The sequence below is a fragment of the Streptomyces sp. NPDC033270 genome (assembly GCF_055576575.1).
Genome location: NZ_JBVIRA010000020.1, coordinates 53820 through 74766 on the forward strand (window position 1 = coordinate 53820; position 20947 = coordinate 74766).

A 20947-nucleotide genomic window follows, 5' to 3' on the forward strand; every position below is an offset into this window, starting at 1 on the left:
AGTGGCGTGGTGCAGGGTTGTTCACGCAAGCGGCCGGCGGGGTTTCGCGGTGTCGGCCGCAGTCCTTGCGACGAGGGGGAGCCATGTCCGAGACCACCATCGACACACCTGACGACCCGACCGCCCCCGCGCCGGCAGCCGACGGCGCGAAAGCGCTCCGGCCGCACGCGGAGGACACCTTCGCCGAGGAGCTGACGGCCCTCGCGGCCGCCGACGACCGGCCGCGGCCGGCGCGCTGGCGGCTCTCGCCCTGGGCGGTGGCGACGTACCTGCTCGGCGGCACACTCGCCGACGGCACGGTCATCACACCCAAATACGTCGGCCCGCGCCGGATCGTCGAGGTCGCCGTGACGACCCTGGCGACCGACCGCGCACTGCTGCTGCTCGGCGTGCCGGGCACCGCCAAGACCTGGGTCTCCGAGCACCTGGCGGCGGCGATCAGCGGCGACTCCACCCTGCTGGTGCAGGGCACCGCCGGCACTCCCGAAGAGGCGATCCGCTACGGCTGGAACTACGCCCGGCTGCTCGCCGACGGCCCCAGCCGCCGGGCGCTGGTGCCCAGCCCGGTGATGCGCGCGATGGCGCAGGGCATGACCGCCCGGGTCGAGGAGCTGACCCGCATCCCCGCCGACGTCCAGGACACGCTCATCACGATCCTGTCGGAAAAGACCCTGCCCATCCCGGAGTTGGGCCAGGAGGTGCAGGCCGTCCGCGGGTTCAACCTGATCGCCACGGCCAACGACCGCGACCGCGGCGTCAACGAACTCTCCAGCGCGCTGCGCCGCCGCTTCAACACCGTCGTGCTGCCGCTGCCCGCCACAGCGGACGAGGAGGTGGACATCGTCTCGCGCCGGGTCGGACAGATCGGGCGCTCGCTGGAGCTGCCCGCCCCCGAAGGCATGGACGAGATCCGCCGGGTCGTCACGGTCTTCCGCGAACTGCGCGACGGCCTCACCACCGACGGCCGCACCAAACTCAAGTCGCCGTCCGGCACCCTCTCCACGGCCGAGGCCATCTCGGTGGTGACGAACGGCCTCGCCCTGGCCACGCACTTCGGAGACGGCGTACTGCGCTCCGGCGACGTGGCCGCGGGCATCCTGGGCGCCGTGGTCCGCGATCCGGCCGCCGACCGCGTCGTATGGCAGGAGTATCTGGAGACCGTGGTGCGCGAGCGCGACGGCTGGAAGGACTTCTACCGCGCCTGCCGGGAGGTGGGCGCATGAGCGAGCGCGGCGGACGGGCGGGCGGCGGAGGCGGGCCGGTGCTGCTCGGCGTGCGGCACCACGGCCCCGGATCCGCGCGGGCGGTGCGGGCCGCCCTGGATCAGTGCACACCCGCCGCCGTCCTGATCGAGGGCCCGCCGGAGGCGGACGCGCTGGTACCGCTGGCCGCGCACGAGGACATGCGGCCGCCGGTCGCGCTGCTGGCCCATGCGCTGGACGACCCCGGCCGCGCGGCGTTCTGGCCGCTGGCCGAGTTCTCCCCCGAGTGGGTGGCGATGCGCTGGGCGCTGGAGCGCGGCGTCCCCGTCCGCTTCATCGACCTGCCGGCGGCGCACTCCCTGGCCGCCGACGAGCCGGACGGCGCTGCCCGGGCCGATGCCGACGAGGCGGACGACGCCGCCGACGCCGCCGACGTACGGGTCGATCCGATCCGGGCGCTGGCCGAGGCCGCCGGCTACGACGACCCCGAGCGCTGGTGGGAGGACGTCGTCGAGCACCGCCGGGACGGCGCGGGGCCCGGCGCGGACGCGCTCGCCCCGTTCGCGGCGGTGGCCGAGGCGATGGGGGCGCTGCGCGAGACGTACGACGACGGCGGACACCCCCGCGCTCCCGGCTCCGCCGCGGAGGAGCCCCCGACCGAGGACGGACCCCCTCGCTCGGCGGGCACCTCCACCGACCTGGTGCGCGAGGCTCATATGCGGCTCCGACTGCGGGCCGCGCGCCGGGAGTTCGGCGACGACCTCGCCGTGGTGTGCGGGGCCTGGCACGTCCCGGCGCTGGCGCGGCGCACCACCATCGCCGCCGACCGCCGGCTGCTCAAGGGCCTGCCGAAGGTGAAGACGGCGGTGACCTGGGTGCCATGGACGCACCGCCGGCTCTCCCGCCGCAGCGGCTACGGCGCCGGCATCGCCTCCCCCGGCTGGTACGGCCATCTCTTCAGCGCCCCCGACCGCCCCGTCGAACGCTGGCTGACCAGGGTCGCCGGACTGCTGCGCGAGGAGGACTACGCCGTCTCGTCGGCGCATGTCATCGAAGCGGTCCGGCTGGCCGAGGCACTGGCCACGGTCCGCGGCCGCCCCCTGGCCGGACTGACCGAGCTGGACGACGCCGTCCGGGCCGTCATGGGCGACGGCACCGACGCACCGTCCCTGCTGATCCACGACCGGCTGGTGGTCGGCGAGGTGCTGGGCGAGGTCCCCGAGGACGCCCCCGCGGTCCCGCTGCAGCGGGACATCGCCCGCAGCCAGCGGGCCCTGCGCCTCAAACCGGAGGACCTGGAACGGGAGTTGGAGCTCGACCTGCGCAAGGAGACCGACGCCGGACGCAGCCGCCTGCTGCACCGGCTGCGGCTGCTCGGCATCCCCTGGGGCGAGCCCGCCCGCTCCCGCGGCAGCACCGGCACCTTCCGCGAGACCTGGCGGCTGCGCTGGGCACCGGAGCTGGCGGTGCGGGTCGCGGAGGCCGGCATGTGGGGCACGACCGTGCACGCCGCGGCCACCGCCAAGGCCGCGTCCGAGGCATCCGGGGCGGCCACCCTCGCCGAGGTGACCGCGCTCGCCGAGCACTGTCTGCTCGCCCAGCTCCCCGACGCCCTGCCACTGGTGATGCGCGCGCTGGCGGACCGCGCGGCGCTCGACGCGGACGTCGGCCATCTCGCGCAGGCGCTGCCCGCACTCGTACGGTCCGTGCGCTACGGCGATGTGCGCGGAACGGACGCCGCGGCGCTCCGCGAGGTGGCGACGGGCCTGGCCGAGCGGATCTTCGTCGGACTGCCGCCGGCCTGCCTCGGCCTGGACGCGGACGGCGCGGCCGAGATGCGCGGCCATCTCGACGCCACGCACCACGCCGTCGCCCTCCTCGCCCCGCCCCCGACGCAGCCCGGTGGCCTGCGGGCACGCTGGGCCCAGGTGCTGCGCGCGGTCAGCGAACGGGACGCCGTAGCGGGGGTGATCCGCGGCCGGGCCACCCGGCTCCTGCTGGACGACGGCGAGTTGGGCGACGGGGGAGCCGAGCGGCTGATGCGGCTCGCCCTGTCACCGGGCACCGCGCCCGCCGACGCCGCCGGCTGGATCGAGGGGTTCGCCGGCGGCGCGGGTGGGGACGGCGGCATGCTCCTGGTCCACGACGAACGGCTGCTCGCGCTGGTCGACGGCTGGCTGACGGGCGTGCCGGACGCCGCGTTCCCGGACGTACTGCCGCTGTTGCGCCGGACCTTCGCCGAGTACGACACCGGTGTGCGGCGCACGCTCGGCGAACTGATCCGCCGCGGCCCCACGACCGCCGCGGGCGGGCCCGCCGGCGACGCCATGGCCGCGCCCGGCTTCGGCCCCGGCCTGGACCGCGACCGCGCCGCGGCGGTACTCCCCACGCTGCGCCTGCTGCTGGGGATCGAACAGCGCGGCTTCGATGACGACCGGGCGGATGGCCGGGCGGGCGGGCAACCGGAGGACCGGCCGGAGGGCCGACCGGACAGACGAGCGGACGGGCAACCGGAGAGGCGACCGGATCGGGCCGCCGGATCGACCGAAAACCTTACGGGGGTGGCGAGTTGAGTGAGATCGCAACGGGCCGTGAGCCCACCGCCGAGCGTCTGCGCCGCTGGCGGCTGGTCCTGGGCGACGGAGGCGCGGACGGTACGGGCTACGAGCTGCGGGGGCGCGATGCCGCCATGGACGGGGCGCTGGCCTCGCTCTACGGGCGGCAGCCGGGCGACGGGGGCAAGGGCGACGGCGGCGGGCGGCGCTCGGCCGGGCTGGGAGCCTCGGCACCCGGTGTCGCGCGCTGGCTCGGCGACATCCGGACGTACTTCCCGTCCTCGGTAGTGCAGGTGATGCAGCGTGACGCCATCGACCGGCTGGGGCTGTCCGCGCTGCTGCTGGAGCCGGAGATGCTGCAGGCCGTCGAGGCCGACGTGCATCTGGTGGGCACCCTGCTCTCGCTCAACAAGGTCATGCCCGAGACGACGAAGCAGACCGCACGGGCCGTCGTCCGCAAGGTCGTCGAACAGCTGGAGAAGAAGCTCGCGACCCGCACCCGCGCCACCCTGACCGGCGCGCTGGACCGCTCCGCGCGGATCAGCCGGCCCCGCCACCGGGACATCGACTGGGACCGCACGATCCGGGCGAACCTCAAGAACTACCTGCCGGAGCACCGCACGGTCGTCCCCGAGCGGCTGATCGGCTACGGCCGGGCCGCCCGGTCGGTGAAGAAGGACGTGGTGCTCTGCATCGACCAGTCCGGTTCGATGGCCGCCTCGGTCGTCTACGCCTCGGTCTTCGGCGCGGTGCTGTCCTCCCTGCGGGCCCTCGACACCCGGCTGGTCGTCTTCGACACCGCGGTGGTGGATCTGACGGACCAGCTGGACGACCCGGTCGATGTGCTCTTCGGCACCCAGCTCGGCGGCGGTACGGACATCAACCGCGCCCTCGCCTACTGCCAGTCCCGGATCACCCGCCCCGCCGAGACCGTCGTCGTCCTCATCAGCGACCTGTACGAGGGCGGCATCCGCAACGAGATGCTGGGGCGCGTCGCCGCGATGAAGGCGTCGGGTGTGCAGTTCGTGACCCTGCTCGCACTGTCCGACGAGGGCGCCCCCGCCTACGACCGGGACCACGCCGCGGCCCTCGCGACCCTGGGCGCACCGGCGTTCGCCTGTACGCCGGACCTGTTTCCGGACGTGATGGCGGCCGCGCTGGAGAAACGGCCGCTGCCCATACCGGACATGGCGGAGCAACGGTGACCGATGCACCGGGAGGACTTGCGTGGCACCTGGCTCCTCGTGCAAGGATCAGGGCATCGCTCGATCGCCCGCGACGCGCGTGACATCGAGGCCATGTGCCCGGATGTCCCCGTCCGTATGGGAAGGTCCCCTCCTTGTCTGCTGTGTTCGCCCTGCCTGCCGCCGTGCGCCTGCCGCGCACGGTCGCCGCGCGGCGCGCACTGCTGGCCGGGCTCTTCCTGGTGGGCTTCGTCGCCCTCGGCTTCGCCTTCGGTCCCGGCGCCCATGCCGACGACCGCACGAGCGCACCGGCCCTGACCGGGGAGGCTTCCCCGGCCCCGGCCGAGGCGTCCCTCCCGGACCGGGCCGCCACCCGGACCGGGTCGGCCGACCGGCTGTCCGGCTCCAAGACCGCACTCGAGCGGCAGGGCCAGGCAAGCCGGGAAGAGATCGCCGACGGTACGCACGACGCGTCCGCCGCGGTGGCCGAGGCCGTAGAGCCCGCCGCCGAGCGGACCGCGCCGGTCACCGGCCGGATCACCGAGCCGGTGAACCGGATCGTGCGGGAGGTCGGGGACTCGGCCGGTGCCGCGCTGCCCGTACACCTCCCGGCCGGTGAGCACGCGAACCGTCCCGGCGACGGTGCGGACCAGCAGCACGGCCGTACGCCGCAGGGCGTGCACCCGTCCGGTCAGCCGCGGTGCTCCGCGCCGGCCGACGGCGGCGCCTCGGCCCGGCTCGCGCACCGCTCCGACGGCCTGCACAAGTCGGCCGCCGAGAAGCCCGTGACCACCGTTCACGAGCAGCGGGACCCGGGCCACCAGGGCCTTCCGGGCCAGCTTCCGCAGGGCCAGGCGGCGCCGGCCTCGCACACCGCCGGTGACGGCCATGGCCCCCGTGGTGGGGACCAGCACGCCGCCACCCCGGCGGACTTCATGAGCCTCCGGCTGCTGCCGGGTGGCGTTCGCACGGCCGATGGCGCTCCGACGCGCATGCGGGCCGAAGAAATCCTCGAATTCCCGGGCTAGGGCAGACCGCTCCGCGTCTGTAACAGGACCTGCCGCGCGGGGGCGGGACAGGTCTGCCCTTAAACCCCTCCTGAATTCGAAGGACTTCATCTCCATGCGCTCGAACATCCGCCGTTCCATCGTCGTCGCCGCTGCCGCCACCGGCCTGTGGGCCCTGGGCTCCGTCGCCGCCAACGCCGCCGAGCTGCCCGCCGTCCCGGACCTGCCCGCCACCGGCACGGTGACCGACACCGCGAACAAGACCGTCACGGACGCCACCGGCACCGCCCAGAAGACGGCCGGCGACGTGGCCGGCAAGGCGACCGGCGCCCTCGGCGGCGGCCTGCCGACCCAGGACCTGCCCACCGGCAAGCTCGGTGACGTCACCGGCGCCGTGGACGGCGTGCAGAAGCTGGCCGGCGGCGCGGACCTGCCGAAGACCGGCGCCGTGCACAAGGCCGCCGACCTCAAGCAGGCCAAGAAGGCCGCCAAGTCCGCCCAGAAGGCCGCGAAGAAGGCCGACCTCGGCAAGCTCGGCCGCCTCACGGACGGCAAGCTGCCCTCCGTTCCGTCGCTGCCCGCGACCCCGGGCGTCCCCTCCGCCGGCCTGCCCGAGGTGCCGCAGACCCCCGAGCTGCCCAAGACCCCGGAGCTGCCCAAGGCTCCCGGCTCCGCCGACAACCTGCTGGCCTCGCTCGCCGGTGCGGGTGTCCGCCCCGAGCAGCTGACGAAGCAGGCCCAGGGCGCGCTGGCCACCGCCCGCCCGGTCGTCGACAGCACGGCCGCCGACGTGCTGCCGCCCGTCGCCCAGCGGATCGTCGTCAAGGTCGTGCCGGTCGCCCAGGGCGCGGTCGGCGGCGCCGGTCGGCTCGCCGGTGACGCGGCCGCCCAGGCGACCCCGTTCGTGACCGTCGTCGGCGGCCAGGCGCAGCTGTTCGTGCAGGGCACCGCCGCCGACGCGGTGCCGTTCGCGAAGGGTGCGGCCACCGACGCGGTCGCCTTCGCGCAGGGCAAGGCCACCGGCGCCGTGCCGTTCGCGCAGGGCAAGGCCACCGGCGCCGTCGCGTTCGCGCAGGGCGCGGCGACCGACGCCACCCCGTTCGCGCAGGGCCTGACCGCCGTGGTCGTGACCGACGCGCAGGGCACCGCCACCGAGGCCGCCGCCGGCGTGCAGGGCCTGACCCCGGTCAAGTCCCTGCCCGCCGACGTGTCCGACGTCGCCGCCGTCCCGGCCGTGCCCGCCGTCCCGGCCGTGCCCGCCGTTCCGGCCGTGCCCGCCGACCTGACCGACGTCGCCAACGTCCCGGCTGCGCCCGCCGTTCCGGCCGTGCCCGCCGACCTGACCGACGTCGCCAACGTCCCGGCTGCGCCCGCCGTTCCGGCCGTGCCCGCCGACCTCGCCGACCTGACCAACGCCGCCAACGTCCCGGCGCTGCCGGTCCTCCCGGTCCAGGCCGTCTGACCCGTCGGCCGACCAGGCCGACACCACCGGCTCGCCGGCCGCGGCGGCGGCCGACGCCGGATCACCCATGAACAGCCGGGCGGACCTCTGTGGGGGAGGACCGCCCGGCCTTGGTGTTTGTATGCGCGAGAGCGTGCCGACTGCCTGGCCGGGGTGGGGCGGGTGCCCTAGGGGGCGGTCGAACGCATCCTGTAGGGGAAGCGAGGGCCCCCTGTGAGGCCACAACGTGGTGGTGCAGGGCGGTATTCCTGTGGTGCAGGGCGGCATTCCGTGTTCACCCGGTGCACGAGCCATGAGCCACAGGCCACAGGCCACAGGCCACAGGCCACAGGCCACAGGCCACAGGCCACGAGCCGCGAGCGACGAGTCATGAGCCACGGGCCACGAGCCACTCGTCAATGAGCCATGAGCCACGACTCAGAGCCACGGGCAACGAGTCATGAGCCACAGGCCACGAGCCACGAGTCCCGAGCCCCAGGCCACGAGTCATGAGCCACGGGCCACAGGCCACGAGGCAGCGCACCCCCGATTGGCCAGCCGGCGCTATGAGTTGGGTACTCGTAGCCGTTCCCAGCTGACTCGGCCGGGGAGGCCGTCGGCGTCCTTGCCGCGGAAGCCGAGCTTGCGTTGCCAGGAGGCGTACGACTTGCGGTGCGCCTCGCTCCACTCGGGGCCCGGGCGGCCCCTGTAGTGGCCGCAGGACTCGGCCACCAGCCGCTCGCCCATCGCCGCGATCACCGGGCTCGGTGCCCCCGCCCGGAAGAAGTCGCGGCCGGGGAACGGCTCGTACGGCGGATGCCGGGGCCTGGGCGGGGCCCCCGGCCGCCCCGTCCCGTCACCGGAGCCGCCAGTGGATCCGTCCCCCGAGCCGCCAGTGGATCTGTTCCCCGAACCGGCAGTGGAGCCGTACCCCGCACCGCCACCGGAGCCGCCCCCCGAACCACCGCCCGCACCGCCGCCCGAACCGCCACCGGAGCCGTCCCCTGGACCACCGCCCGAACCACCGCCCGAACCGCCACCGGAGCCGTACCCCGCACCCCCGCCCGAGCCTCCCGCACCGCCGTCGCCCGGCCCCGCGCCACCGCCCGGGACGGTGTTGCCCGTATCGCGTGGGCCCTCCGGTGCCTTCGCCAGGCGCTGCTTGATCCGGTCCCGCATCCGGTCCATCACGATGCCGCGCGGGTCGACCTTTCCCGGCTGCCACTCCTTGTGGCCGATCACCGAGCGCTCGCTCCAGCCGTGGGCCCGGCAGATCGCCGCCGCCACCTTCTCGATCGCGAGCTGCTGCTCCTTCGGCCACGGATCCGCGCCGTCACCGAGGTTGATGCACTCGAAGCCGTAGAAGTGCCGATTGCCGTCGGTGTCCGCGGCGTTGTCCTTCGGCAGCGGGTACTCCTCGGCGATCACCGCCTCCAGCACGTCGCGGTCGCCGAGTCCGGCGTGGTTGGCGCGGCCGTTGCCGACGAGGTGGATCTCGCCCCGCTTGTCGATCACGCCGTGGCAGAGCGGTCCCGGCAGGTCGGGGTGCCCGTCGTAGCACAGGTCCACCGAGGCTTCGAGGCCCTCGGTGGCGGTGTGGTGGATCATCACCCCGTGCAGCGGGCCCCATCTGCCCTTCGCGTTGCGGTGGTGCCGACGCCAGTCGCGGACCTCGTGGACGACCAGGCCCTCGGCGCGCAGCGCCGCCAGCAGCTTGCCCGCGGTCAGCGGTGTGGCCATCAGCCCGCTCCCCCCTCGTCGACCGCGGCTTCGGCCGCGGCGGTGGTCTGCGACCTGCTGGGGGCGGGCTGCGCCGCGTCGCCCGCCGCGCCGGACGCGTCGTACCCGGCCCCGGACGGCTCGTCCGCCGCGTGGCCCGCCTGCTCCTCCGCCCGCGCCTCGGCCTCCGCGGCCAGCTCCGCGTCGTCCGCGGCGGGGATGTCCGCCGCCAGCGGCCCGAACGCCCGCCGCAGATCGGGTTCGGCCTGCTCGCCCGCCACCCACGCCAGCGGCGCGAAGTGCACCTCGATGCCGGACGGCGGCTCGAGCAGCGGACGGCGCGCCGCGTCCGTGGGCCACTCCACCTGGCCGGTGGCCGTACGGGCCGGGATCAGCCAGTAGTCGCCGGTGCGGTAGGTGCCGCGGGGCGCGAAGTACACCTCCACACCGTCCTCCAGCGGCAGCCACTCGCCCTCTGCGACCGGCAGCGCACCGTGCCTGAGCCGCTCGGCCGGCGCACCGCGCCGGACGGTCCTGCGGCCGCCCTCGTGGTGGTCCCAGCGGCGCAGGAACGGATGCAGCTCCGGCCGGCGACCGACGCCGGGCGCCGGCTCGTCGGACAGCCGCACCCGGCGGCCCGGCAGGTCCAGCTCCTCCACCCGCAGCAGCGGCGCCGCCTCCCCGCGGCTGCTGTAGGCGGTGTCCACGAACTCGACCCGGTCGCCGACGTTCAGATCCAGCCTGTCGTCGCCGCCCAGCGTCGCCAGCGCCACCCAGGTGCCGTCGAGTTCGTCGACCGGGAAGGTGACGGACCCGTTCTCCCTGGACCACTTGAAGGTGGCGTCCTTCGTGCTGCCGCCGTCATGCACCTCGACCCGGTAGAGCTGGTTCTCCGGCCCCCGGTAGCGGGCGTCCGGGGCGACCAGGCAGGGCTCGTCGTCGGCGTGGTCCGGGCGCTCGCTGCGCGCCGCGAGACCGGAGCCGGGGGCGGCCTGCTTGCGCGCCCAGTCGGCGAAGGCCTTGCGGATGTCCTTGATCGGCGGGGTGTGGTCCTCGATGCCCAGCTCCGCCGCGGGCAGCGGCAGCACCTGCCACACCACCTTCGTACGGGCCGCGGTGTCCGGCAGCGCCGAGCCCAGCGCCACCTCGCGCAGCGCCGGGTCCTCGGCGGCGGTGACCACCCGCTCCCACACCTTCAGATACGCCAGATACGGGAAGGCGCCGGGCAGCCGGTCGCCCGGCCGCTCCGGGTCCCGGAACCCGTCGGGCTGGTCCCAGTACGTCCAGGTGGTGGGCGGCGCGGCCGGTCCGCCCGCGCCGTCGCCGTCCGGCTCGTCCCTGCCGTCGTCGTCGGCCGCGCCGTGCGCGGGCACCGGCACGCCGGGCCGCGGCCGGGTGGCCTCGCACAGGATGCCGTCGACGTAGTAGCGGCCGCCGCCGATGACCAGGTCGTCCAGGTCACGGCCGCCGCCCCGCAGGGCGATCTTGAAGCCGGTGGCGCCGCGCGGGCCGCCGTGCTCGCCGATCAGGTCGGCGGCGAGCGTACGGGCCTGGAACAGCTGGATCGCGGACTGCTCGTTGGCGTCCGCGTCCAGCTGTACGCGGCCCTGCTGGGCGACGACCGCGGAGTAGTGACGCTCCGGCCGGTGGGTCAGGCGCGAGAGATCAGCGTGCATGGAAGGGGTCCCCCTCGTACGGGATGCTCAGAAGGTCGGCGGTCGTCTCACAGCAAGGGCGCCGGGTGCGCCCGCGGTTCACGTCACGGACGGGCGGGCGGTCCACCGCGTGCGCGGGCGGCGGGCTCATGTCACGAACACCACCCCCGCGTCGCTGCCCGCCGGTGTGTACTCCGCCAGCCGGGCCCGCAGGCTGTCCTCGCGCTGCGGCTGGTACAGGTCGTGGTAGGCGCCCATCTCCGCGCCGTCCTCCGCGCCGCGCCGGATCTCCGGCGCGCAGCCGTCCGCCAACTGCCCGTACCAGGGCGTGCCGTAGCGCTCGCCGCGCAGCAGCGGCCGCACCCGCGCGGCGTCCGCGGCTCCCCCACTCTCGGCTCCGCTCGAGCGGGAGGTACCCCCATCCCGCCCCGCCAGGTCCGGCTGGCAGCGGTGGCGGCGCGGGGTGCGCGACCCCGGCGGTACGTAACTGAACCGCAGACAGCCGACACCGCGCCGGGCGACGTGCAGCCGGCCGGTGAAGACGCTGTTCTCGGCGAGCTGCACGGCGTGGGTGTGCACTTCGCCGATGACGGTGGCGCGGTGCGCGTACAGCACCGCGTGCGCATGCCGGCAGTCCGGCGCCGACAGTGCCTCGCGGTCGGCGGCGGTGGCGTCCAGGATGCTGTCGCGCAGATGGATCGGCAGCGGATCGGTGCCCACCTCGTCGCCGATCACCTCGATGGTGCCCAGGATCGTCCGGTCGATCTCCACGCACGCGGTCGTACGGTCCAGCACCAGGCTCGGCTCCTCGGGGGAGTGCGGAGCGCACTCCGGCTCCAGCGACCAGCCCGGTACGAGCGTGCAGTGCCGCAGCACCAGCGCCCCCATCGGGCCGGTGACGTTCAGCCCGCGCCCGGTGACCAGCAGCCCGTCGAGGACCATCCGCGGCCGCTCGCCGACCGCGCAGTCGGCCTCCCGCGCCCGGATGTTGAGCGCGTCGGGCCGGTTGCTGTACCAGTCGAGCAGCCGGATGACGGGCCGGGTGCCCTCGGCGGCGCGCAGCTGGAGCCGGTCGCCGGGATCCAGGTCGAAGTCCAGCTGCTCCTGGTAGGCGCCGCTGTGGGTGATCTCGATGATCCCCTCGGGGCCGCACCGCCCGGCCCGCCGGTCGTGCTGCCACGCCCCGTAGGCGTCCATGATCCGCTGGAACGCCTGGCCCGGCCCGACCCGGTAGACCGCGGCGTCCGGGGCGGTCTTGCTTCGCTCCCGCTCGTACTCGCCGCCGCCCAGTTCGTCGCCGAACCCGTAGTGGTAGTCCACCCAGACGCCCTGCCGGGGCGCCGAGCGCGCGCCGAACGCGATCCGGCCCAGCTCCGGATCGACCGCGACCTGCCCGCGCTTGGGCCGGTAGCGCCAGTCGCCGAGGTCGGCGACGACGAGGTCGGCGAGCGGGACCGGGGTGTCGTGCCCGTCCCGGCGGATGGTGAAGCTCTTGCCCGGCCCGTAGTAGTCCGCGAGCCGGTCGTGCAGCTGTCGGCGCCGGATCGCCGCCGGCACGTTGTCGAGGGTGGCGAGGTGCGTCGCGGACGGCTCCGGTTCCGGGCGGGTCACCAGCGGGGTGTCGTTGCCCAGGATGGAGAACGTGTAGAGGTTGCGGGCCCGGTCGATGCAGTACGCCGGCGCCCCGGTCACCGCGTACGGCTTCAGCCGCCACACGAACAGGCCGACCCCGGCCGGGGTGTGACCGCCCGGTGTGTGACGGGAGTCGGCCCGGCGCACGTCCACCGAACGGGCCACCGTCGAGAACGGCCCGCCGGCGAGGTCGAGCGCCGCACCGTCGCGCAGGTCCACCAGCCGCCCGCGCCCGCCCCGCCGCGCGTTGACCGCCTCGGTGCCCGACCCGTACAGCTTCACCGGCTGCTGGTGCGCGAGAAGCCGGGAGAACTCCACCGCCCGCGCCGGCCAGCCCGCCACCGACTCCGACAGCTCCTCCAGCAGCGCCAGGGTGCCCTTGCGCCGCCGGTTGCCGACCGTCGCCGCCACATCGCGGCGCGGCGCCAGCGCCTCGGCCAGCCGCCGCCGCGAGGAGTTGGGCAGCCCGCCGTCGCGCAGCCCGCCGGCCAGCACCCGCTCGTAGCCGGGCAGCGGACGGTAGCCCACCAGGTCGCTGAGGTAGGGCAGCACCCACTCGGCGGCGCTCTCCACGAACCAGTCGTCGTAACTCTGGGCGACCCCGTCGCGCACCCGGTCCACCTGCTCGGCGATCACGGCCAGCAGCGCGCGCTGGGGGCCCCTCCCAGCGGTAGCTGGGGGAGGCTCGCCGCCTTCCGCGTCGCGCAGCCGGTGCCACTGCGGAAGCAGCTCCGCGAGCCCGTCCGGCTCCCTGGTCGTACTCATCGGGTTACCTCCGTGAGGATCAGCGTGTCCGCGACCCGCGGCGAGAACAGCGCCAGCTGCGCCGGGCGGATACCGCGGAAGACGCAGACCGCGCGGCCCTTCGCCAGCGGCCGGGTGTCGGTGATGTCGGGGTTCAGGCGCAGCAGCTCGGCCAGCGGGATGCCGTAGCGGGCGGCGACGGCGGTGAGCGTCTCGCCGCCGTTCGCCGTCACCTCGTGGATCCGCTCGTCGTACGCGGCGAGACGGGACGGCACCGAAGTGCGCGGCGGATCCCCGAACTGCTCGGAGAGTGCCGCGAGTTCGGTGGGGGAGACGGACGCCGGGACGCCGGTGAAGGCGTCCACGTCGACGTAGTCCACCCCCGGTACCGACTGGGCGGCGGCCAGCACCTCCGACAGCCGCGCCGGCTGCCCCAGCTCCCGCCCGTCGTAGCCCAGCCGGTCCAGCACCGCCCGCCGCACCCGCGGTTCCACCAGCGGCCACGCATGATCCGCCGCCACCTTCACCTTCGCCACGCACAGCAGCAGCACCGGCTCGCGCACGTCCACCCGGACCGGCAGCCGGGCGTCGCCGTACTCGGCCAGCGAGGCCCGCAGCGCCCGCAGCACCTCCGCGTCCGGCGCGATCGGGATGTCGTCCACCCCGGCCACCGTCACATGCAGCACCTTGCGCCGCCCGTCGAAGAGTTCGCGGGCCGAGGCCCGGCCGATGCCGGCCCGGGAGCGGGCGAAGTCCTCGTAGTCCGCGAGCGAGACCAGCCGGTCCAGCGCGGAGACCGACAGCGGGACGGTGCGCCGGGTCAGCCCGGGACCGTCGGCGTCCGCGCCGCCGCTCGCCGGCTGCGGATTGGTCACGCCGGTCACGCCCAGCGGCCGGGTCACCGCCTGGGTGATCCGGTTCGCCGCGACGTTCGCCGCCCGTCCGGTGCCGAAGCGGTAACGGGCCCGGACGTTGTCGTGGCCGGTCGGCAGCCGGGCGCCGTGCACCCCGTCGCCGAACGTCACCGTCGTACGGCCTCCGCCGTTCCCCTCCGCGCTGCCGCCGGCGCTCGTCCCCACCACATACACCCGCTCGTGCGGCCCGCGCCCGGCCAGGCTGTCCACCGGATGCCACCGCAGCCCGTCGACCCGCACCTCAAGCTCCGGGGTGGCGCCCAGCGGACTGTCGTCCGGCAGCCACGTCAGCGGCGACTGCCACAGCGCGAACGTCTGGTTGGCGCGGGTCGCGTCCCCGCTGCCGATGGCCTCGTCGCGGCTCTCCCCGTGCGACGCGGGCACGACGTTGCCCTGGACACGGACCGTCTCGCGCCGGTAGCGGTAGGCCAGATCCGCGGTGAGGGTCAGCACCGTGTGCACATGGTCGCCCGGCAGGTCCGCGTCCAGCCGCTGGTCCACCGAGGCGATCACGGCGAGTTCGGTGGCGCGCAGCCCGGCACCGCCCGCGAGCCCCGGGATGTCGCTGCGTTCACCGGAGACGACGATCCGCCGGCCCGGCAGCAACCCGTCGTACAGCTCGGCGAGTTCCAGCTCGTTGCCGTGCACGTCCTCACCCAGCGGCTCGTCCGCCGTCCGCAGCGGCTCACCGCCCGCGTGCACGGTGGTGTCGCGGATCGCGGAGAGCACCACATCGTGCTCGTCCAGCCAGGGGTCGGCCAGCGTCAGTTCGGTGCCCCGCCCGGTGATGCCGAAGTTCGTGTACGCGGCGGTGCGCACCGCCGTCACCCGGGTGGTGACGAACGCCAGCTTCTTGTCGCCCGGTATGCCGTCCTGCCCGTCCGCGCCCTTACGGGGACGCCGGACGGCGACCCAGCTGCCGACCGTGATGCCGTCCTGCACCGAATCCAGCGCCAGCACATGGCGGTTGGCGGGCGCGGGGACCGTGGCGATGGCGATCTCCACGGCGGGCGGTTCGCTGCCCGGTGTGCGCCGCACCGTCACCTCGTACTCGCCGTGCCGGATCTGCCGCTGCTCGCCCGGCCGCAGATGCCAGGTCTCGGTCCGGCCGTTGTGGACCGCGACCTCGATCCGGTCCTCCTCGTCCGGGCGGGCCACGAACAGGGTGCGCTCGGGCAGGCCGGAGCGCAGCCGCGCGGTGACCCCGGCCTTCTGCGAATCGGTCGGGCGGCGGCCCAGCCAGCTCAGATCGTGGTCCTGGCCGGTGCGCGTGGACAGCTCGACGCGGCCGGGACCGAGGTCGAAGAGCTCGTCGGACGGCAGGTTCACGGCGCGCTGCGCGGAACTGCCGGTGTTCTCGACGTGCTGGAACTCCGCCTTGACCGGCACCTTGCCGGCCGTGTCGAACACGATCCGCATGCTGGTCAGCGCGCCGCCGGTCAGCGGCCAGTCCGACTGCCGGATCACCCGGCCCTTGTCGTCCTGCACGGGCTTGAGCGGCGCGGTCGACCCGTACGGCGCGGCGCTCACCCGCATCGCCAGCAACTCCCGCAGCGCGCCCTGCGCCGTGGGCGCCGCCTGCCGCCACGCCGCGTACATCCCGTCGGCGAGCCGCGGATCCAGCGCGGACAGCAGCCGCGCGGTCAGATCCGAACCGGGAGCGAAGAGCCGGCCGGGGTCGCGGAAGGCGGCCCCGGCACCGGACGGCGGTCGGACCACGCGGGTGCGCAGGGCGGGGAGGACGGCGGCGAGGGCCTGCAGCGCCGGTGCGCCCTGCCCCTGCGCGGACTTCGGCTGCGGCGCGGTGGGCACCGTCCGCGCCGGCTCCAGATCCCCGGCCCGCTCCCGCAGCTCGCCGACCACCGCCTCCAACCGCTCGAACCAGGCCGCGACCTCCTCGTACGGCGCGGCCAGCACCTGTGCCTCGGCCAGCCGCTCGTGCGGCCCGGCGAGCCGCTCGGCGAAGGCGGCCGGAGAGGAACCGGCCGCCCCGTCCAGGTCCTTGCGCAGCGGGGCCAGCACCTGGACGTCGAAGGTGTCGATCAGCTTGCTGACCGGCCGCGGGTTCGGCGTCTGCGGGGTGGGCGGGCCGGGCTCGTCCGGATCGTCCGGGTCACCGCCGCCGGGCGGCTCGGTGATCCACTGCCGCAGCTCGTCCACCAGCTCCTTCAGAGTGGGCGGCGCGGACCGCGGCAGCCCGATCGCGGTGCGGTCCTCGTCCCGGTCGATCCGCACCTTCGCGACCGGCAGCAGCAGCTGCCGGTCCCCGCCGAAGTCGAAGAGCAGCTGGTCACCGGTCTGCAGCGAGGTGTTCGTCCCCGCCACGTACAGCTCCGAGCGCTGGGCGAGGTCCTCGGCGACCAACAGGGCCGGCCGCCGCCTGCGTACCTTCAGCTCGTTCCACGCCCAGCGCGCCGTCAGCTCCTCGTCCGTCTCGAAGGTCTGCGACTCCTCGCCGGTGGCGGCCGGCACACTGTGGCTGCGCGCGCCGCGCGGGACGACCACCGGCAGGTCCTCGGCGCGCGGATCCTTGTCGAGGGTGTACGCGAGGTGGGTGTCGGCGGCGACGCCCGGCCGCGGCCGGTGCCCGACCAGCCGCCCCAGCAGAGCCAGCGACCGGTGCTCGTTGGCGGTGCGCAGATAGCCCTCCTGCGCGATCCGCTCGCCGTGGAAGGTCAGTACGTCGCCGAGCACCGCCCAGACGTCCAGCAGCCCGATCGCCGGATCGTCCGGCGTTCGCACGGTCAGGCCGCGCAGCGCCGGGTAGGCGGGCGAGGCGAGCCGGTCGAGCATCCCGGCGAGGAAGCCGCCGTAGTCGTCGACGCGGTAGTCCAGCGCCGGGCGGCCCGGCGGGTTGTAGAGGGCGTCGGGGGCGCGGCGCTCGTCGTGGCCGCCGATCCCCCCGTCGCAGCCGCATCCGCAGGTGCTCATCGGGCACTCCCCCACTCAATGGTCAGCCGGCCGTTCTCGGGCCGCTCCGGGTCGTTGTCGCACACGGCGATCTCCAGCGGGCCGAGCCGCAGCACACCGTCCTTGAGCGCCCGGTCGTCGAGGTGTCCCTCGTGGACCAGCCGCTGCAGGCGGGTCACCCGTACGCTCAGCACGCCCGGGACGGCCGCGGCCACCGCCGTGAGGCGGCTGAGCCGCACCGGCTCCCCGAACGTCAGCGCGTCCGGATGGAAGAAGCCCAGACCGCCCCCCGGCAGCCGCCGGCCGCCCAGCACCCGCGTCAACTCGGCCAGGATCTGGCCGTGTTGGTGACCGGGAGTCGCACATACCTCGATCCCCAGATCGACCGGCACCGTCCGGGCCGGTTCGACGACCAGGTCGTGCCCGATCCGCCGGTAGCTCTCCAGCGCGTACGCGACGGAGTCCAGCAGCTGAGGGCTGGGCTCGCCGGTCCGCGCCGCGTCGATGGCCACATGCGCCTCCTGGACGCTGCCGGTCCAGCGGATCTCGGCCGCGGCCCGCTGCACACCCGGCAGCGCCGACGCCAGCTCCGCGTAGTCGGCGGCGGTCACGGCCCGCAGCCGGGTCCGCTTCAGGTCGAGCGGGGCGAGCTGGCGCACCTGCTCGACCGGTTCGGGCTCCGTACCGCCGGTGGCGGGCAGGGGGTTGCGGACGCCGGCCACCGGCAGGGGCGCGGCGGCATCCGAGTCCTTCGCACTCCGGCCGAGCACGAGGTGGTTGATGGCCTCGGCGCCGACATTGCCCGCCGTACCACCGCCCAGCCGGTAGCGCAGGACCAGCCGGCTGCCGGGCTCGGGCCGGGCCCCGTAGCGCCCGTCGCCGAAACGCAGCGCGAGCCGCCCGTCGTCCTGGAGTTCACCGACGAAGTGCCGGTCGCGGGGGCCGCTGTCGAGCAGGTCGCGGCGCGGCAGCCAGACGCCGCCCTGCTCCTCCTCGATCCGTACGGCGGGCAGCGCGGCCCGCGGATCGGGCAGCAGTGCGGCCGCCGGCCCGTGCAGCACCGGCTCGTCCGGGTCCAGCCCCACGGCGTACGCCGGGCCCCAGCTGTGCGCGATCTCCCAGGCGGTCCGCCGGTCCAGCACCGTGCCGGCCCGGGCCCGTGCGCCCAGCACCTCCAGCCGCCGCAGCTTGGCCGCCAGCAGCTCGTCGGCGCGGTGCAGCAGCTCCCGCAGCGCCCGCACCGGGTGGCGGCGCAGTTCGAGGCGTTCGAGGGTCTTCAGGCCGAACACCACCGTCAGCTCGGTGATCTCGTCCTCCGCCAGCCCGTCGTGGTCCCGGGCGCTGCGCCACAGTGCGACGAGCCGGTCCCGCACCCGCTCCCGTATCCCCGCCAGCCGGTCGGCCTGCCCCGCCGCGACCTGCGCGGGCTGCGGGAACGGCACGGTCTGGGCGACGGGGGAGCGGTGCAGCACCGGCCCGAAGCGCGGCACGACGCCCGGGTAGACGGACTGCGCGAGCAGCGTGCGCAGCGCCTCGGCCTGGGCATGGACGGTGCCCGGTACGACCCTCTCCCGCCGCTGCCCGGCAAGCTCCAGCCCGAGCCCGGCCCGTACGGTCGCCTCCTCGCCGACGACGGTGAACAGCTCACGGATGTCGTCGGGGGTGAGCGCCTGATGGCAACCGGTCTTCTCCAGCAGGGCGTTGATCGTGGCCGCGGTGGCGTTGCCGTCGTCCTTGCGGTCGCCGCAGCCGAAGGCCGGCGGGTCGCAGGAGCCGAGGACGGCGGGGACGGGCGGGACGGTGACGGCCTCGGGGACGCCCTCGTCGGCGCTGCCGAAGGCCGGCGACCGCCCGTGGTCGACCAGCACCACATTGCCGCGCGCCACGCTCACGTCCTCGACGGGCGCGCAGTGGGGCCCGCCCCGGGTGGACAGCGTCAACGGGAACGCCAGCGCGTCCTCGGGCGCCCAGGTGACCTCCAGCACCGGCTGGTCGTCGAGCCGGTCGACGGCCGGGGTGACGGAGGTGAGGCGGACGGCCTGCCGGTGGGTGGGGTCCTGGTCGCCGGGCGTTCCCGTACGCGGCCCCTTGACCTCCTCGAACAGCAGCAGATCACCGGGGCGGAGCCGGAGCGCGCGCGTCTGGCAGGCGTCGTCGGCCCACTCGTCGCGCAGCGTCGCGCCGGTGGCCCCCTTCGGCAGGGCGCGGACCTCACCGCCCCAGGTCCACAGCCGGACGGCGTTGTGCTCGGGCCGCACCACCAGGGGCGTGGCGGCGACCGGCTCGAAGACCTCCACCGCACCGCGCTCGTCGAGCACCGCCAGATCCCGGTCGTCGATGACGCTGCCGATCTCCGGCCGGTCGTGGGGGCTGTACGTCCTGGTATCGATCGCGGCGAAGCGGAACTCGCCCGGAAGCAGCGTGATTTCCTCCACTGCCTCGACGGACACGAACGCCCGCGCACTGCACCCGTCGTGCATCGGATAGTCGATCAGCCGGACGTGCCGCCGTACGGACACCCTGCGCCGGGCCGTGTCGAGATACGCCTCCGTCGCCACCGCGTCCTGCTGATAACTGATCTGGTCGGCGGTGTGGGCAAGCAGCTCGACCAGCGTCATCCCCAGATCCGCCGGGCTGCGCTCGACCCAGTCGGGGGAGGTCAGCCGCAGTCGGTCCAGGACCAGCCGGCGCAGGGTGTCGTAGTCGCGGGCCGTGTAGTCGATGACGGGCGCCGGCCGGAAGGTGTCCGGGCAGTCGCCCGGCCCGGTGCCGCCCTCCTCGTCCGCGCAGTCGAAGGGACTGGGGCAATCGGGCCGGAAGGAGAACTCCTGGCCGAAGTACCGCTGGTCGAAGCCCTCGTACGGCTCGGTGCCGGGTCGCCCGTACGGATCGGTCTCGACGAGGGAGAGGCGGTAGCGGGAGGTGTCCCCGGCCCGGTCCAGCGTCACCAGCAGCCGGTCGTCGAGCTCGGGGTCCTCCTCCCGCTCGACCAAGACCTCCAGGGCCTCCAGGCCGGTGATCCGCCGCCCGCCGTCGATACGGACGTTCTCCGGCCGCAGCCCGTGCGGCGCCTTGCCGAGAAAGGTGACGGTCAGCGTCACCCCGTCGTCGGCGACCTCCACCGCGTCGACGCCGTTGAGCCGCGCCGCCCTGACCCGCCCGCGCCGCCCCTCCCCGGCATCTGCCAACTCGCCTGTCGTCGCGCCCTGTTGCCGCTGGCTCATCCCTCGCCCCGCCCCTCGAACACCTCGTCGCGCCGGCTCGCGGTGGAGCGCACCACATAGCGCAGATACACCCGTACGACGTTCTCCTCGCTCACCACGTCCAGCGACTCGACCTCGATGAGGTCCCCCAGCCACCGCTGCAACGACGCCTGCACCGACAGCTCCACCGCCGACGCCAGCTCCGGGCTGTTCGGGGTGAAGACGAGATCCAGCAGCCCGCACCCGAAGTCCGGCCGCATCACCCGCTCACCGGGACTGGTGAACAACAACTGCTCGATCAGATCCCGCACATGGTCGTCGTGGTCCGCGTGCGCGGTCCGCCCCCGCCGGTCGATCCGAAACGGAAACGCGATCTCGGTACGTACCTTCTTCGCAGCCCTCATCGGCTGGACACCCCCTGGCCCTGATGGACGGACGTCACGACCGGTGGGCCCTGCGGCACCAGCCCGGCGCTGAAACACATCGCCGCCGTGGTGTCCAGCAGCACCGGCACCCCGTCGACGCGTACGGCGTGATCCCCGGCGTCCGGCGTCCACCGCACGCTCGTGCACGGATGCGCACGCCCGCCGACGCGGTGCATACATCCACTGACCGTGAAAAGGCCCGCGGCGGTGGCCACCGGCGCGTCATCGATCCGCACACCGCCGTGCGCGCCCGCGGAACCCGCGGACACCACGCGCCCGCCATGCGGACAACTGATCGCGGTCCCGCCGTGCACGAGATTCCCGCTCGCCATTTCCCTGCCCCCTCCCCGTATGCC

At 74.8% G+C, this 20947-nt stretch carries 12 protein-coding genes; 5 read left to right on the forward strand and 7 right to left on the reverse strand.

Annotated features, from left to right (window positions below):
- Positions 1-83 precede the first annotated feature (83 nt).
- The 5 genes from ACZ5XZ_RS25675 (at position 84) to ACZ5XZ_RS25695 (ending at position 7410) form a co-directional block, all read left to right on the forward strand.
- Positions 84-1223: an ATP-binding protein gene (locus ACZ5XZ_RS25675; RefSeq protein ID WP_468981929.1), complete on the forward strand. Its 1140-nt coding sequence runs from the start codon at positions 84-86 to the stop codon at positions 1221-1223.
- On the forward strand, positions 1220-3775 hold the full coding sequence (locus ACZ5XZ_RS25680; RefSeq protein ID WP_468981932.1) for a DUF5682 family protein: 2556 nt from the start codon (positions 1220-1222) through the stop codon (positions 3773-3775). Before ACZ5XZ_RS25675 ends, ACZ5XZ_RS25680 begins: the two co-directional genes overlap by 4 nt.
- The gene (locus ACZ5XZ_RS25685; protein WP_468981934.1) at positions 3772-4962 is read left to right on the forward strand and encodes a vWA domain-containing protein; all 1191 of its coding nucleotides are present in this window, start codon (positions 3772-3774) and stop codon (positions 4960-4962) included. Before ACZ5XZ_RS25680 ends, ACZ5XZ_RS25685 begins: the two co-directional genes overlap by 4 nt.
- A 134-nt stretch (positions 4963-5096) precedes the next feature.
- Positions 5097-5969: a hypothetical protein gene (locus ACZ5XZ_RS25690; protein ID WP_468981937.1), complete on the forward strand. Its 873-nt coding sequence runs from the start codon at positions 5097-5099 to the stop codon at positions 5967-5969.
- A 94-nt stretch (positions 5970-6063) separates the two neighbouring features.
- Positions 6064-7410: a hypothetical protein gene (locus ACZ5XZ_RS25695; RefSeq protein ID WP_468981940.1), complete on the forward strand. Its 1347-nt coding sequence runs from the start codon at positions 6064-6066 to the stop codon at positions 7408-7410.
- 543 nt (positions 7411-7953) lie between these two features.
- Here ACZ5XZ_RS25695 and ACZ5XZ_RS25700 read toward each other — a convergent pair.
- The 7 genes from ACZ5XZ_RS25700 to ACZ5XZ_RS25730 all read right to left on the reverse strand — a co-directional run bounded on the left by ACZ5XZ_RS25700 (position 7954) and on the right by ACZ5XZ_RS25730 (position 20860).
- On the reverse strand, positions 7954-9129 hold the full coding sequence (locus tag ACZ5XZ_RS25700) for a peptidoglycan-binding protein (RefSeq protein WP_468981941.1): 1176 nt from the start codon (positions 9127-9129) through the stop codon (positions 7954-7956).
- On the reverse strand, positions 9129-10784 hold the full coding sequence (locus ACZ5XZ_RS25705) for a DUF6519 domain-containing protein (protein WP_468981943.1): 1656 nt from the start codon (positions 10782-10784) through the stop codon (positions 9129-9131). The genes ACZ5XZ_RS25700 and ACZ5XZ_RS25705 overlap by 1 nt, the downstream gene beginning before the upstream one ends.
- 126 nt (positions 10785-10910) lie before the next feature.
- A complete protein-coding gene (locus ACZ5XZ_RS25710; protein ID WP_468981946.1) occupies positions 10911-13160 on the reverse strand; it encodes a hypothetical protein in 2250 nt (749 codons plus the stop codon).
- A complete protein-coding gene (locus ACZ5XZ_RS25715; protein WP_468981947.1) occupies positions 13157-16984 on the reverse strand; it encodes a putative baseplate assembly protein in 3828 nt (1275 codons plus the stop codon). The genes ACZ5XZ_RS25710 and ACZ5XZ_RS25715 overlap by 4 nt, the downstream gene beginning before the upstream one ends.
- Complete coding sequence (locus ACZ5XZ_RS25720) at positions 16981-20187, reverse strand: putative baseplate assembly protein (protein WP_468981949.1); 3207 nt, start codon at positions 20185-20187, stop codon at positions 16981-16983. The genes ACZ5XZ_RS25715 and ACZ5XZ_RS25720 overlap by 4 nt, the downstream gene beginning before the upstream one ends.
- A complete protein-coding gene (locus ACZ5XZ_RS25725; protein WP_468981951.1) occupies positions 20184-20570 on the reverse strand; it encodes a GPW/gp25 family protein in 387 nt (128 codons plus the stop codon). The genes ACZ5XZ_RS25720 and ACZ5XZ_RS25725 overlap by 4 nt, the downstream gene beginning before the upstream one ends.
- Entirely contained in the window at positions 20567-20860 is a 294-nt protein-coding gene (locus tag ACZ5XZ_RS25730; protein WP_468981953.1) for a hypothetical protein, read from the reverse strand. Before ACZ5XZ_RS25730 ends, ACZ5XZ_RS25725 begins: the two co-directional genes overlap by 4 nt.
- Positions 20861-20947 lie beyond the last annotated feature (87 nt).

Coding starts and splice junctions, on each gene's coding strand:
- ACZ5XZ_RS25675 (WP_468981929.1), top strand. CDS start 84: ATGTCCGAGACCACCATCGACACACCTGACGACCCGACCGCCCCCGCG.
- ACZ5XZ_RS25680 (WP_468981932.1), top strand. CDS start 1,220: ATGAGCGAGCGCGGCGGACGGGCGGGCGGCGGAGGCGGGCCGGTGCTG.
- ACZ5XZ_RS25695 (WP_468981940.1), top strand. CDS start 6,064: ATGCGCTCGAACATCCGCCGTTCCATCGTCGTCGCCGCTGCCGCCACC.
- ACZ5XZ_RS25700 (WP_468981941.1), bottom strand. CDS start 9,129: ATGGCCACACCGCTGACCGCGGGCAAGCTGCTGGCGGCGCTGCGCGCC.
- ACZ5XZ_RS25705 (WP_468981943.1), bottom strand. CDS start 10,784: ATGCACGCTGATCTCTCGCGCCTGACCCACCGGCCGGAGCGTCACTAC.
- ACZ5XZ_RS25710 (WP_468981946.1), bottom strand. CDS start 13,160: ATGAGTACGACCAGGGAGCCGGACGGGCTCGCGGAGCTGCTTCCGCAG.
- ACZ5XZ_RS25715 (WP_468981947.1), bottom strand. CDS start 16,984: ATGAGCACCTGCGGATGCGGCTGCGACGGGGGGATCGGCGGCCACGAC.
- ACZ5XZ_RS25720 (WP_468981949.1), bottom strand. CDS start 20,187: ATGAGCCAGCGGCAACAGGGCGCGACGACAGGCGAGTTGGCAGATGCC.
- ACZ5XZ_RS25725 (WP_468981951.1), bottom strand. CDS start 20,570: ATGAGGGCTGCGAAGAAGGTACGTACCGAGATCGCGTTTCCGTTTCGG.